The organism is Brevibacillus sp. HB2.2 (assembly GCF_013284275.1).
Classification (GTDB): Bacteria; Bacillota; Bacilli; order Brevibacillales; family Brevibacillaceae; genus Brevibacillus; species Brevibacillus brevis_D.
In genome coordinates, this window is the sequence record NZ_JABSUV010000006.1 from 40,745 (window position 1) to 53,574 (window position 12,830).

Annotated in this window: 14 protein-coding genes; 3 read left to right on the plus strand and 11 right to left on the minus strand. The window is 47.5% G+C overall.

Features of this window, described 5'->3' with window-relative positions; translation table 11 throughout:
• Positions 1–98: 98 nt before the first annotated feature.
• On the plus strand, positions 99–887 hold the full coding sequence (locus HP401_RS06085; protein ID WP_173604439.1) for a GDSL-type esterase/lipase family protein: 789 nt from the start codon (positions 99–101) through the stop codon (positions 885–887).
• Here HP401_RS06085 and HP401_RS06090 read toward each other — a convergent pair.
• From HP401_RS06090 to HP401_RS06105, 4 genes are all read right to left on the minus strand, one after another.
• Positions 879–2,114, minus strand: coding sequence for an MDR family MFS transporter (locus HP401_RS06090; RefSeq protein ID WP_015892305.1), 1,236 nt, complete (start codon positions 2,112–2,114; stop codon positions 879–881). The two genes, HP401_RS06085 and HP401_RS06090, sit on opposite strands and share 9 nt — an antisense overlap.
• 227 nt (positions 2,115–2,341) lie before the next feature.
• Complete coding sequence (locus HP401_RS06095; RefSeq protein ID WP_173604440.1) at positions 2,342–3,190, minus strand: YtnP family quorum-quenching lactonase; 849 nt, start codon at positions 3,188–3,190, stop codon at positions 2,342–2,344.
• A gap of 73 nt (positions 3,191–3,263) precedes the next feature.
• Complete coding sequence (locus HP401_RS06100; RefSeq protein ID WP_016742437.1) at positions 3,264–3,560, minus strand: hypothetical protein; 297 nt, start codon at positions 3,558–3,560, stop codon at positions 3,264–3,266.
• A gap of 165 nt (positions 3,561–3,725) precedes the next feature.
• Complete coding sequence (locus tag HP401_RS06105) at positions 3,726–5,729, minus strand: oxidoreductase (RefSeq protein WP_173604441.1); 2,004 nt, start codon at positions 5,727–5,729, stop codon at positions 3,726–3,728.
• A 179-nt stretch (positions 5,730–5,908) separates the two neighbouring features.
• Here HP401_RS06105 and HP401_RS06110 point away from each other — a divergent pair, with 179 nt between their 5' ends.
• The gene (locus tag HP401_RS06110) at positions 5,909–6,052 is read left to right on the plus strand and encodes an SRPBCC family protein (protein WP_172801923.1); all 144 of its coding nucleotides are present in this window, start codon (positions 5,909–5,911) and stop codon (positions 6,050–6,052) included.
• 79 nt (positions 6,053–6,131) lie between these two features.
• Here the strand turns inward: HP401_RS06110 and HP401_RS06115 are convergent, their stop codons facing one another.
• Together HP401_RS06115 and HP401_RS06120 are read right to left on the minus strand one after the other, a co-directional pair.
• Positions 6,132–6,548, minus strand: coding sequence for a VOC family protein (locus tag HP401_RS06115; RefSeq protein WP_007729208.1), 417 nt, complete (start codon positions 6,546–6,548; stop codon positions 6,132–6,134).
• Between the two features lie 205 nt (positions 6,549–6,753).
• Positions 6,754–8,064, minus strand: a complete 1,311-nt coding sequence (locus HP401_RS06120; protein ID WP_173604442.1) for an amidohydrolase family protein — start codon at positions 8,062–8,064, stop codon at positions 6,754–6,756.
• Between the two features lie 157 nt (positions 8,065–8,221).
• Between HP401_RS06120 and HP401_RS06125 the strand changes: the two genes are divergently transcribed.
• Complete coding sequence (locus HP401_RS06125) at positions 8,222–8,650, plus strand: MarR family winged helix-turn-helix transcriptional regulator (RefSeq protein WP_142497666.1); 429 nt, start codon at positions 8,222–8,224, stop codon at positions 8,648–8,650.
• 163 nt (positions 8,651–8,813) lie between these two features.
• Here the strand turns inward: HP401_RS06125 and HP401_RS06130 are convergent, their stop codons facing one another.
• The 5 genes from HP401_RS06130 to HP401_RS06150 all read right to left on the minus strand — a co-directional run bounded on the left by HP401_RS06130 (position 8,814) and on the right by HP401_RS06150 (position 12,664).
• Positions 8,814–9,287 carry a hypothetical protein gene (locus HP401_RS06130; protein WP_173604443.1) on the minus strand — a complete coding sequence of 158 codons (474 nt, stop codon included), beginning with the start codon at positions 9,285–9,287 and terminating at the stop codon, positions 8,814–8,816.
• Between the two features lie 74 nt (positions 9,288–9,361).
• Positions 9,362–9,676 (minus strand): hypothetical protein, encoded by a 315-nt coding sequence (locus HP401_RS06135; protein ID WP_015892313.1) that lies wholly within the window; start codon positions 9,674–9,676, stop codon positions 9,362–9,364.
• Positions 9,677–9,852: 176 nt separating this feature from the next.
• Positions 9,853–11,289 (minus strand): LCP family protein, encoded by a 1,437-nt coding sequence (locus HP401_RS06140; RefSeq protein ID WP_173604444.1) that lies wholly within the window; start codon positions 11,287–11,289, stop codon positions 9,853–9,855.
• Between the two features lie 229 nt (positions 11,290–11,518).
• The gene (locus HP401_RS06145; RefSeq protein ID WP_007717021.1) at positions 11,519–11,656 is read right to left on the minus strand and encodes a hypothetical protein; all 138 of its coding nucleotides are present in this window, start codon (positions 11,654–11,656) and stop codon (positions 11,519–11,521) included.
• 54 nt (positions 11,657–11,710) lie between these two features.
• Positions 11,711–12,664 (minus strand): carbohydrate kinase family protein, encoded by a 954-nt coding sequence (locus HP401_RS06150; RefSeq protein ID WP_173604445.1) that lies wholly within the window; start codon positions 12,662–12,664, stop codon positions 11,711–11,713.
• Positions 12,665–12,830: the final 166 nt, after the last annotated feature.

Consider the following 12,830-nt stretch of genomic DNA (forward strand, 5'->3'; position numbering starts at 1 on the left):
CAACTGACGATGGCGTTGTGTTTATGATACACTGTCATAAGATGTCCATCCACATTATACCATGACCATACACTTTACAACGAATAGGAGGATACCTGATGCGCACATCCGGCCAATTACTTTGGCGCACGGCAGGTCTCTTGTCTTTACTCTCCTTTCTCTTATTTGCGACAGGGTTTGTCCTCGCGATGAATCCACAGCAGTTAGCACCGGCCACAGCAAGCCCACCTGTGCAAAAAGAGCAGCCACCCTCACCTTTACCAGAAAAGGGTGTCCACAAAGTAGTCGCACTAGGGGATTCTCTCACGCGCGGTGCCGGAGACGCAAACGGCCAGGGCTATGTCGGACTCGTTCGCCAAGCATTGGAGAAAAAATCGGGCCATTCGATTACGTTCACAAACCTCGCGATTAATGGACAGGAATCATCAGAGCTACTCAAACAAATGTCCCAGGAGCAAGTGAAGAAGCTGCTCGCTGAAGCCGATCTGATTCTTTTTACCATTGGCGGCAACGACTTGTTCAAGCAGACAGGCGGGCTTTATACCATTGAAAAAGAAAAAGTGACCACGGCTCTTAATAAGCTCGCGGTCAACTATGAAGAGATTCTCAAACAGATTCGCAGCGTCAACAAGACAGCGACAATCGTTTACACTTCCCTGTACAATCCTTTTGGTAATACCGAAGCAGCCGTCGACACCATCGGGCCTGTGCTCGACTGGAACAATCATGCATCCCAAATCGCCTCACGGTACCCACAAGTTTTCGTGGTGCCGACCTACGACTTGTTCTTGCGTAAGGAACAAAACTACTTGTATACAGATCACTTCCACCCGAATGCTGATGGCTATAAACGAATGGCGGATCGTATCTTGCAAGCGTTAGAGTGATTCACCCCTCGCTTCATGAAAGGATTTGCCTCGGGTTGCCTCAAAGGCGCGAGCACCCGCCCATTGGAAGGCACTGCTCATCATCGAAGTCGCTGCTACCACCAGGAACAAGGTCGTACCTCCGTAATGTGCTAACAGCAATCCACCCATCCACGGACCGATGAACTGGCCGAGGTTGCTGAAGCTTTTCGCACCGTAATAGCTGCCCCGCATATTCTCTGGGGCCATTCGATCGATCAGGACGTCCCCTGCGGTAAACGTAAGGATTTCGCCAATCGTGAAAAATACCATCGCCACAATGAAAATCAGCCACGAATTGGCAAAGGCATAACCCACATCACCAACCGCATACATGACGTTTCCCACCAATATTGCGGTGAGAGGCGTCTTTTTTTCTGCCCAAGTCGTCAACGGAAGCTGCATCATGACAACGACGATCGCATTGACGGTCATCAGGATGGCAAACAGCTCTGTTCCATTCACGACCGTCATTTCTGCGAATTTGGCCAGCGTAGAAGACATCTGCGAGTAGCCAATCGCTCCTAAAACACCAGCGAGCATATACAAGCGAAACGCTTTGTCATTCACGATTACACTGAATGCACGGCTGAATGTAACGACTTCTTTCTTTTGACCTTCAATTTGTTTAATGCCGAACTTGTTCAATAATCCTTGCAGGCTAATCACATAAATCAGATAAATCAGTGCAGTCACCAGGAAAGGCAGAGCGACAGAGCTTTTGGCGAGTACTACCCCTGCGATAGGCCCTACCGCTACCCCAACATTAATCGCCATGTAGCGAATACCGAATACGCGAAGCCTCTTCTCTTGTGGCGTTACATCTGCCATCAATGCCTGTGAGACCGGTTCGTAGAAGGATCGACAGAGTCCCCCTGCTATATTGAGAAATAGGAGAACCCAAGGATCTTTACTAAGCGCAAACCCAACAAACACGAGCGTCCACACGTACAACGCGCCTAGCATGACTCGCCTGCGCCCTATTCTGTCCGACCATGCTCCCGCAAAAAAGCCTCCGATTGTACCCGCGAGCGGTCCTGCTCCAATCGTCAATCCGATCATTGCCAAGCTCATATCTGTTTGATTGGACAAGTATAAAAACAAAAACGGCATGCTCATCGAGCTGGCGGCCCGAACGAACACGGTCCCGACGACTAATGACCAGACGATCGGGTGAAACTCCTGTAAACGCATCTTGATCCAGCTCATTTTCTCTCTCTCCCCACTACTGTTATGCTTTCCACCTCTGCCAGAACAGATGCTCTGTGATGTTCCCATTGTAGAGAGGCATTGGTCGTTCGTCAATGAGCATTCAAAATTTTTTGATTATGAAACTTTTCTATGAGAGTAATCAAAATTTCGATAGGGTTGGACACATTTCTCGTAGGCAACACAAAAGACCGCCAGAAAACACTGACGGTCTTTGCCAATCCTTTTTACAAAATCACTTCAATACGATCAATCATTTCTCCCTGTTCGTTCCATTTCACTGCACGGTAAACGCTATCGTGGTAAAACGTGAACCAAGCGCCTTGCTTGATCCCGTTGATGATCCATTCTTCTTTTGCATAGATGGAGGTCATCGGATAGTCGTCGTAGGCCATCACCCATAATGGATTTTGGTGAGCGTGTGTAGGCATGATGTCCGCCAGATGCAAAAGCAGCTGCCCCTCTGTCTCCATCCGGACGATCGCATGTCCCTGGCTGTGCCCTCCTGTATGATGAAGCGTGATTCCCGGCACAACTTCGTGCGAAGCGCCGTACGTCTTCACCTGCTTCTCAATCGGACGCCAGTTTTCTTCCCAATATGTATTCTTCGAGCGAACATTCGGCTCTCTCATCTCCGCCCACTCCTGCTCCTGCACGTAGATGACGGCTTGTGGAAATGTAGAAACAAGTTGTCCATCACGTATAGAGACAAGTCCGTTGGCATGATCGTAGTGCATATGTGTCATGATGACAATATCAATTTCGGCAGGAGTCAACCCTTTCGCAGCGAGGGAGTCCACCACTTGAGACTCTTCCTCCAAGCCAAAATTGCGCTTCTGTTTTTCCGTTAGCCGATCATTTCCCATACCCGATTCAATCAAAATACGCTTGCCATGAGCCTGTACCAGGATCGGGTCAGCACGCAAAGGGATTTGATTCAGATCATTGGATGGGTATCTTTTGCTCCAAAGCGGCTTGGGCACCACTCCAAACATTGCGCCCCCGTCCAGCTTCGTGAGTCCACCTCTCAGCCAAGACAATTGAAACTGACCTACCTGCCATTCGTTCCCTACCATGATCCTGACGCCTCCTCGATTGCTCGGAATGATGATTGAAGTTCGAAAGCGAAAAGCACCCCGTTCAGGGTGCCTACAGCTTTTCTGCTACACTTACAGTTCTAGTCGCCGGGGCGATTTCTAACAGGAGATCACTCGATACAGCCTGCACAGTGACATCTGAATCACTACGTCTATGATGAAGCACGAGTTGCGCTACCTTTTCATTCTCTCGGTAAACGCTGATTAATGTCTGTAACGGATTGGCACTCCCGCCCGCGATCAACTTAAACCCCGGGGCTATCGTAAACGTCCATCCCTCCACCTCTACTAGCGGTGCTAACGAGTACAGGAAGTAACGTTTCCCTAAGAGAATGCCATTATGGTTCATCAAGGCGAGAGCCCCCAATCAAATGAATTTGAACAGTATAACTTCATTTTGCAAAAATTAGCGGTGGTTGAAAAGCGATTCGACAAAACTTCTAAAAAGACGACATACTTTTCTTAATCATAGCCGATTCCTCTTGTTTTCGAAATAGAAAATCTTTTGATCACCTTAAATCGCTCTTCCGACGGTCGCACCCTCCAAAATAGCTCGCTTGGCATCGAGCTCTCCCGCTTCTTTAGCCCCACCTATAAGGTGCACAGGCAGCCGATTAAGCAATGCATGGTATAGCGAATTGTTGGAGGTCGCTCCAGCCGCTACAATGACCGTATCAGCAGGTATCATGCGTTCCTCCCCATTCTGAATGAAATATACCCCTTCTTCTGCAATTCGGCTGTATTCAATTTGTGTCAGCATCTCTACGCCACGTCGCTTCAGGTTGGCGAGAACCGCCCAGCGCGTCGTTTTGCCCAAGCCCGATCCGACATGCTTCCCACGCCGCAGCATGCTGATTTTTCGTTTTCTTTGTTGCAGCTGCTGTACAGCTCTTCCGTCCAGAATCCGATACTCCTGCAAGTACTCCGCTGCCTTCGGTGAGATCGTTTCGTCGTGCATCAGTAAATGGGACAAATCACACGCGATTCCTCCCGCACCGACGATAACCACTTGTCTACCTACCTTGGCGCGCTTTTCAAATACCGCATCATATCCCTTCACATGTCCGAGCTCCACACCTGGAATCTCTGGACGCCGCGGAATGACTCCCGTTGCCACGACAACTTCTGCAAAACCTTCTTCTATCAGTGCCTCTGCCTCTGCCAGTGTTCCCAGCCTGATTTCGACACCAAGACGCGCGAGCTCTGTCTGATAATAGCGAAGCGTTTCATTAAACTCCTCTTTACCTGGCACCTGTCTGGCGTAGTTTAATTGTCCACCGATCTGTTTTTTGGCCTCCATGATGACCACCTGATGCCCTCGCTCTGCCAGCACGCGAGCTGCCTCCAAGCCAGCAGGCCCCGCACCGATTACAGCTACCTTCTTGCCGTTTTCCGCCGGAACCAACCGCCACTCTGCTTCCCTGCCGACAAGTGGATTGACCAGACAGGAGGCTACCTTCCCATCAAAAATATGGTCGAGACAGGCTTGATTGCATGCAATACATGTGTTTACTTCATCAAAACGTCCTTCTTTACTTTTTTGAACGATATACGGGTCCGCTAAAAATGGTCGGGCCATTGAAACCATATCACTGCATTCTTCGTACAAAATCGTTTCAGCCTGACGCATGTCGTTGATTCGATTGCTGGCGATAACCGGGATGTTCACGATCTGCTTAACTTGCTGCGCCACCCATACATATGCTCCACGCGGCACCATCATACCAATCGTCGGTACTTGTGATTCATGCCAGCCAATTCCGACATTGAGAGCATCAACCCCTGCCTCCTCCAGCATTTTGGCAAATTGCAATGTCTCTTCCATCGTCGTACTATCTGGCATCAAGTCCAATCCCGACATCCGGTAGATGATCGGATAATCCGGCCCCACTGCTTTGCGGACACGCTTAGCCACCTCGATGCCAAAGCGGGCTCTACGCAAAAAGTCCCCACCCCACTCATCTTCTCGCTTATTGGTCACAGGGGACAAAAATTGATTAATCAAGTATCCTTCCGAACCCATAATTTCTACAGCATCAAAGCCAGCTTTTTTGGCGCGGACGGCACCATCAGCAAAGCACTGGATCGTCGCTTCGATTTCCTCAGCGCGTAACTCTCTCGGCTTCCAACGGTTAATCGGCGCCTGCAATGGCGATGGTGCTACCGGGTCTAATCCTGTCGCTTCCTTGTACGCATAACGCCCGGCATGGAACAGCTGTAACGCAATTTTCCCATTGGCTTGATGAACCTCTTTCGTGATCAGGCGCAATTTCTCGATATCCTCGTCTTGGAATACATTGCAATACTCGTCGCCCATGCCGCCCTCTGGATGTACGGCAGCCCCTCCTGTCACGATGAGACCAGCCTCTCCATTCGCACGCTCTGCGTAAAAAGTAGCAAGCCGCGCTACACCATTCTGCAACTTTTCAAATCCAACGTGCATGGACCCCATCATAATCCGATTTGGTAACGTCATCGACCCAATTTGGATCGGTTCCCATACTTTTGAAAGTTCCACGTTAAACGCCCCCTAACGAGTGAATGCTCATTCATTTTTATTATCTATACGATTCTCTCTCTTCTCTTTATATTCCTTCTTCCTCACTATAAAAGCGGGAGTCGTCAGAATGAAGCCATCCACGGATCTAAACTCAATAATAAAGTTTTCTTAGTGTTTCCATGGAAGACGGAAGAAGAGTGGATATTGCTTTCGTCGATCAAGGGAATGAGACGAAGGTCATTGAAACGTTCGACGCAGAAAGCTCTAATCCCGTCGAGTTCCAGCAAGCAGGCTGGCAAGCGATCATGGACAATTTCAAAGCCTATACCGAACAAAACTAATCATCGCGAAGAAGACGCCGGGGAAGATGCCCGGCGTCTTTCTTTTTGAACCCTAGTACGAGCTTGCTCTCCATTAGCCTTAACCTTGTGCCGCATCCATGTTCATGTAGTTAATGGCCCACAGATGGCCGTCCAAGTCCACGAAGCCCCAATGATACATGAACCCATGATCTTCAGGTTCAGCGTGCAATTTCCCGCCCAAGGAGACCGCAGTATTCACAATTTCATCGACCTTTTCCCGGCTCTCGAAGGCCAATGCGATCGTCATCTGCGCATACTTGCTCGTATCGACGGATTCCTTCTCCGTGAGCGTATTAAAGAATGCTTGATTGATCAGCATGACCTGCAGGTTGTCGCCGATCACGATGGCTACCGAATTCTCGTTCTCGGGGAATTGCGGGTTGAGCTCGAATCCGAGTCCGGTGAAGAACGCTTTCGATTGTTCTACGTTTTTTACAGGCAGGTTGAAGCTCGTGAATGCGGACGTTAATGCCATTTTCAAAACACCTCTTCGTCAAATTAGTTTGTGTTCATTTTTGCCTTCGTTTATATAGACGACAGCCGAGAGAGATGGTTCCAATCCTAGTAATTCGTGAGTTGTTCATACTATCCTGCCCGCTATTTTAACGTAGCCCCAGTCTAGAACTTTATTATCTCTGGACATCTACCTCGAAGAGTGCCCTGCCACAAAAGTGTTTTGATTAGTTTAGTATCTGTACACCTTTGAACCATACGGCTTTAATGGACAGGGTATCTGAGATGTTGGTTATCGGATCACCGTTTACGAGTATAAGGTCAGCGCGCGCACCCTCGGCAATACGGCCGCGATCGACAAGACCAAAGCAACGGGCTGGTTTCGAGGTAGCCGACTGAAGCGCTTCTATCGGAGTGAACCCGGCCTTCACCAGCAATTGCATTTCATGATGGACGCTGGCTCCATGAGCAAGGCCGCCAAGACTCGGAATGGGAACCGGAGCGACATCCGTCCCTACCAGAATATCAACTCCGGCACGGTGTAGGTCCATCACATTCTTAAAGCTGTTCTCCATATTGCCTTGTGGAAACGTATTGAAACTGGCGTTCAAGATATCGATCCAATCCGGACTTAATTTGGAATGAACACGCGGATCATTCGCCAATTCCGATGCTGGATTTCCAATAATAGATGAATTCAATACCAAGCACGGTGTAACAAAAGCGCCTGAACTCGCTATAGAGTTCACTAGCTCGGACGTATACTCGGGTCTGTCGATAAACAAGTGGCCCAAACCGTCGACTCCAAAATTGATGGCTTCTTGGGATGAACGAGCCGTCAAGACGTGGGCGATGACCAACTTATCGAACTTGTGGGCTTCTGTCACGGCTGTTTTCAGAATCTCGTCACTTAGTACAGGCAGGCCAGGTGCACCCATGACCGTTCCTTCTTCAATCATGATCTTAATATAGTCGGCTCCATTTTCCACTTGCGTATGCACATGTTTAATCGCCTCTTCCACCGTCGTCACTTGCGGTATTTCTTCGTGATCGTGAGCGTATGCAGCCAACATCGCTTCTCGGTCTTCCTCCGATAACTTCTCTAGTTCCTTTAAAACGAATTCTGGTATTTCATCTCCATCCGGCAGTAATTCATCTGGGTGTCCGCCCGGAGCGGTGATCGCTGTGCCAGCAGAACGGACGTCTGCGACGCCATTCACATTTTTCAACTGAATCTCTCGCCCTCTTTTCGTAAAATCGCCGTTCATTTCGAGTTCTGTTGTAACGCCAAATTGCAGGGCGTCTCGTAATCCTGCAATTGAGGTATGGACATGTGCATCAATCAGACCAGGCATTAGTGTCGCATTTTCTCCATCGATAATCGTTGCATCGGCCGGAATGTCTCCACCCACTGAAATAATGGACTCCCCTTTAACGACAACATATCTGGGGGTAATCATTTGATCTCCATCAAAGATCCGTACATTTGTAATCGCCGTAACCTGTTCTAACGCAGCATTTTGAGCTACCTTCTCCATTTGAATTCCTCCCAAGTGTTTGCTACTCAACAATTCGGAGTATAATTGTTAGTTATCTAACTGTCAACGAACTAACTTTCATTTGACACGAAAGCTAGAGCTCTGTATAGTTTATTTGCTTACAGTTAGTTTTCTAACAATATAGGGAGGTACGATCATGAAGCCTCGCAAGTATACGCCTTATCTGGATTTGTTTCAGATTATTGGCCTTAAGTTAAAGAAAAAAGCGGACGATAGCATAAAAGAGTTAGGATTAAACGCTCAACAAGGAAAAGTAATTGGCTATATCTACGAGAAGCAAGAAGCGGGATTAATTCAGCGGGATCTTGCTGATCGGTTTCATCTGCGCGGGGCTAGCATTACAAGTATGCTTCAAGGTCTTGAGCAAAGAGGATTTATCGAGCGTAAAATCCCAGCCAATAATGAACGGCAAAAAAATATTTATGTTTTACCAAAAGCCGTTGAATTGATTGAAGACTTTAATGACTCCTTCCAAAAGGTGGAGGACGAAATCACTCAAGTCCTTACCGAAGAGGAGAAGCAAACCTTGAAGGAATTGTTGATTAGAATTAATGAACGCTTATAATTGCGGTTGGAATCTGCATCGAAGGTCGCTTGGAGACAATCGTTGAATGACAAGAATGGCGGACACATACTATACATGTATAATATATGTCCGCCATTTATTGTCTTTTTTCAATTTAGGTCTTGATAAGAGTAAGCCTGAGCTTTTTGCATGGACAACCTATTTATTCTGTGCCGAGTTTGACAAGTATCCCCAAATCCGCGGAAAATTTTGCGATGGTTTCTGTAAATGCCAATTCCTCCGCTTCTGTTCGCGGCATCTGCACGACAAAGTGATAATCCAGCACGACATTCGCTCCTGTCTGCTTACCAGGCTCCACAAAGCGGCGCTTTTCTGTCAGCGAGCACTCCGCTACCAAGCTTCTTGCTTGCGTCCATAGCTGTTGAATCTCCTCATCTTGCAAGCTATAAGGATAGTCAATTTCCACTTCAATTTCACAGCTGTCCTCTTCCGCAAGTGTAAACAGATGGATGGTAGCCGTTGGTTGCTTCTCGTCCTCCGCCACGGAAAACGTGATCAGAACCTCTTGCCCTTCCGATTCTTCCAGCAACGAATGATCCGAGCGCAAGACGATATCCGAAATCATTCCATGCGTATGTAACTGTTGATTTAGTTTTTCCACCATGAATTGTAGCACGTACTTTTTCCTCCTGTTTCACCATATTCTCTCGTAGCAGTATAGCACGAGTCCTACAGATGCGAAAAACCCCTTCACGAGGAAGGGGTCGGTGTATTGTTGATATTTTTTTGATTCATGAATTCGGACAGCCACGCACGACGTACTTCTTTGTTTGGACAGTAGCCTAAAATGTAGCTTTCTCCGCGCATATATTTTTCCTTAATCCACTCTTTATGCTTGCGGAAAAAGGCGTGCTGGAAATCAATCGGCATCTGCTGATATTCTTCCAAAGCTGAAGGGTTCTGGAGGAAAAAATCTTCATCGTACACAAACTCTTCATTTTGTTGGCGGCTGATCAGGTACACAAAAGCAATCACCAAGAACAGGTTCACCAAGAAAATCGTCATAGAAATCCCTCCAGTCAGTAATAATTATCTGATTAATCTGTCTTATCAGCATATTATTATTGTACCACGAAATTGGTGTTTTCTAAACCTTTTCCATAAACGAATTTTTAAAAATTTATAATGAATCGACAAATAAAAAACACCCGCTCGTGAGGAACGGGTGTTTTTCGTACTCGTTAGGAGTTCGTGCTTGAACCATCTGTAGTTGTGGGACCAGCATCCTGACTGGTCGGCGGGATGATATCCGGCGGTGGAGTAGCGTTATTACCTGGTACAGTTTGTGTTGCATCAGTCGCAGGCTTCTGTGCTCCCTGACCTTGATCTGTCGACTGACCTTGCCCTTCTGTGTTTACGACATCAGGTGGCGGCATTGCGCCTTCATTTGCCATACCGTCTTGATCGTCAGTTGGATTCGTCGGCTCTTGTTCTTTCGGAGCCTCCGTTTTATGTTTCGTTGACGCTGCTGACTCTGTCGTTTTCTTCTTGACGCTCTTCTTGTTGCTAGTCGCAACCGCTTCACCAGTACCGAGTATCGGGGAATTGTTGAGCGACGCTACGACACTCCCTGTCACTCCCATCTCTGATTGCAAGGAATTGCGAACAGTCTCGAGCTTTTCTTTTTCGAGATACGTATATCCTCCGCTCCAATATGCCCCATTATCCAATGCAGTCACCGTAGAGGAATTAAATCCTTTGAAATCGTAGGCCAAGCCTTTGATCTGATCCTTGGAAAGATCGGTATGTATATTCTTGGCGCCTACGTCCATGACATTAAATATTTTTGTCAAGCCTTCAAGAGAGGCCGTTTTGTCCACGACTGCCTTGATGACTTCTTGTTGGCGACGGTTGCGGTCGAAGTCACTGGAATAGTACTTCGTTCCACGATTGTCGTGACGATGTCGTACATAACCAAGTGCTTGCTCGCCATTCAACTTTTGAAGTCCTGGCTGGAGATTGATGTGTGTATCATCTGTTGGATCATCGTATACCAGTCTGCGATCCACATTGACTTCCACACCGCCTAATTCGTCAATGACGGCTTTGAAACCATCGAAATCAATGGCTACAAAATGCTCAATCGGAATACCCAATATTTCATTCAACGTTTTCTTTGTTAAGGAAATACCGTCTTCAGTAACCGTCTGATTTTTGCGCTCTGCTTGCCTGCGTTCTGCTTCGCCATTGGCATAGACAGAATTGATCTTATGGTAGTCGCGATAGCCCGGGATCTTGACGCGTGTGTCCCGCGGAATCGATACCATGGTAACCTTCTTCGTCTTCGGGTTGGCAACTGCCACAATCATTACGTCTGTATTCATGGAACCTGTTTCGGGACGGGAATCAGAACCAAGCAATACGAACGACATTGGCTTATCCGAGTAGTAAACGGGATCGGTATTTTGGGATACTGGCGAAGTAAATCCGCTGTTTGCAGGGTTCGTTACTTCCGTCAGAGTGTCTTCAATTTTCCAATAAATCGCTCCAGCCACACCGCCAACCAGCAGCAAGGTCATCAATGTGATGGATACCACGAGTTTACGTATTTTTCGATTACGGCTCGGCTGTTTCTTTCGAGAAGCTGAAGCGCGTGTTTTCACAACAGTATCTGGCATATGAATCAGTCTCCTTGTTCGCGCACGCTTTTTGACAAAGTAAAGGGAGGCACGATTTTGAATTGTGCCACTCGACAATATGCACCACTATTTTCTTCAGTTGGCAATACTCTGATTGAGGTATTGTACCATATCGTTGTCTGCATTTGTAGAAAAATGTTCCTTTAAACGAAAAGTCCCCCATCTTTTTGTCGATAAGGGGACTTTAGTTGCATATATCATTTTTGGCTTATTGCAAGCCGCGTGGTGCCTGACTAAATCCTTGTACAGGACCCTCAGGACGCTTGTTTTTGGAGCGGTGTGAGTCTCCGCCCTGCCGAACATGGCTCTCTTGTTTTCCGTTCACATCATTCGATTTCTTTTCCATGACATACACTCCTCCTCTGTAACTAACGGGTAGTGTACGTCAAGCTATGTATTTTCATTCTCTGCTGAGGATCTGTCTTTCTTTTGCGGCATAGTAATCTTTTCGTGCCAAAAGGACATCGATATCATATCGTCCGTTTCCCTTCGTTCTCATCTCGGCCAGAGCAACGCCGAAAGCAGCTTGTTCTACAAGGGACAACGCTTTGTTTTGCGCATAAATGATACCCGCAGCAAACGCATCCCCCGCGGACTCTCGGATCGGCATAATTGGTGCAGCAAGCCATTTTTTCTCCTGTGAGGTGCACAGCCACAGCCCTGCTTCCCCACAAATGACCATGACCTGATGAATACCTTCTGCCACTAATTTTTTCGCGCATTCTTCCACATCATTATAAGAATGAAGGGTTTGGCCACCTAACACTTCCAGTTCATCAATGCTCGTGACAAGTATATGAATGCCTTCAAGCATCCCTTTCCATTTTTCTGCTTTTTTCACAGAAACAGGATCTACGACGATCTTTTTGTCGAGTCTTCTGGCTTCCGTCAAGAATGCCCGCATAACCTCGACGGGAAGATTGGCATCCAGAAACAAGCCTGCGGCCTGTGGCAAGCGTTTGAGACCTTGCTGGATAATATCGGCTGGCCACTCTTCATTTAGTTCCATATCAGCAACAGCCGTGTACAATTCACCGTCACGATCACGAATAGCCAAGTAGCGCCCAGTCGATTTCCCTGCGATTCGCAACATACCATGAGTAGCTACTCCGCTATTTGCAGTGACCTGTCTTAGCCACTCGCCGTCTGCGTCTTCTCCTACCAGAGCAAACAGCTGCACTTCTTCTCCTAGCCATCCCAGATTTTCCGCCACGTTTCGAGCTACGCCGCCTGCCTCTTGATGCACTTCACCCGGATTACTTGTTCCAGGCAACAGTCTGGCAGAGGTGACTCCCTGCACGTCAACATTGGCTCCTCCCACGCATAGCCAGTATTCTGTTATACCTTCCAGCATTCCAGCATTCCCCCTAGCGTTCTGCTCATGGTCTAGTCCATTGTGCTTTTCTCTTTTTTCGACAGCGTCTCCCTTTTTACCTACCTTTTTAAAAACTTCCTGACAGATCAAATCCTTTATCTTCGACCATCATATTCCCAGTATTCATGGATGACGTTCTGTAGAA

Excerpts from the sequence above, each read along its gene's own strand:
- HP401_RS06135 (WP_015892313.1), bottom strand. The coding sequence starts at position 9,676 with ATGACGATTTTCTTGGTGAACCTGTTCTTGGTGATTGCTTTTGTGTAC.
- HP401_RS06090 (WP_015892305.1), bottom strand. The coding sequence starts at position 2,114 with ATGAGCTGGATCAAGATGCGTTTACAGGAGTTTCACCCGATCGTCTGG.
- HP401_RS06140 (WP_173604444.1), bottom strand. The coding sequence starts at position 11,289 with ATGCCAGATACTGTTGTGAAAACACGCGCTTCAGCTTCTCGAAAGAAA.
- HP401_RS06095 (WP_173604440.1), bottom strand. The coding sequence starts at position 3,190 with ATGGTAGGGAACGAATGGCAGGTAGGTCAGTTTCAATTGTCTTGGCTG.
- HP401_RS06120 (WP_173604442.1), bottom strand. The coding sequence starts at position 8,064 with ATGGAGAAGGTAGCTCAAAATGCTGCGTTAGAACAGGTTACGGCGATT.
- HP401_RS06150 (WP_173604445.1), bottom strand. The coding sequence starts at position 12,664 with ATGCTGGAAGGTATAACAGAATACTGGCTATGCGTGGGAGGAGCCAAT.
- HP401_RS06115 (WP_007729208.1), bottom strand. The coding sequence starts at position 6,548 with ATGGCATTAACGTCCGCATTCACGAGCTTCAACCTGCCTGTAAAAAAC.
- HP401_RS06145 (WP_007717021.1), bottom strand. The coding sequence starts at position 11,656 with ATGGAAAAGAAATCGAATGATGTGAACGGAAAACAAGAGAGCCATGTT.
- HP401_RS06100 (WP_016742437.1), bottom strand. The coding sequence starts at position 3,560 with ATGAACCATAATGGCATTCTCTTAGGGAAACGTTACTTCCTGTACTCG.
- HP401_RS06125 (WP_142497666.1), top strand. The coding sequence starts at position 8,222 with ATGAAGCCTCGCAAGTATACGCCTTATCTGGATTTGTTTCAGATTATT.
- HP401_RS06085 (WP_173604439.1), top strand. The coding sequence starts at position 99 with ATGCGCACATCCGGCCAATTACTTTGGCGCACGGCAGGTCTCTTGTCT.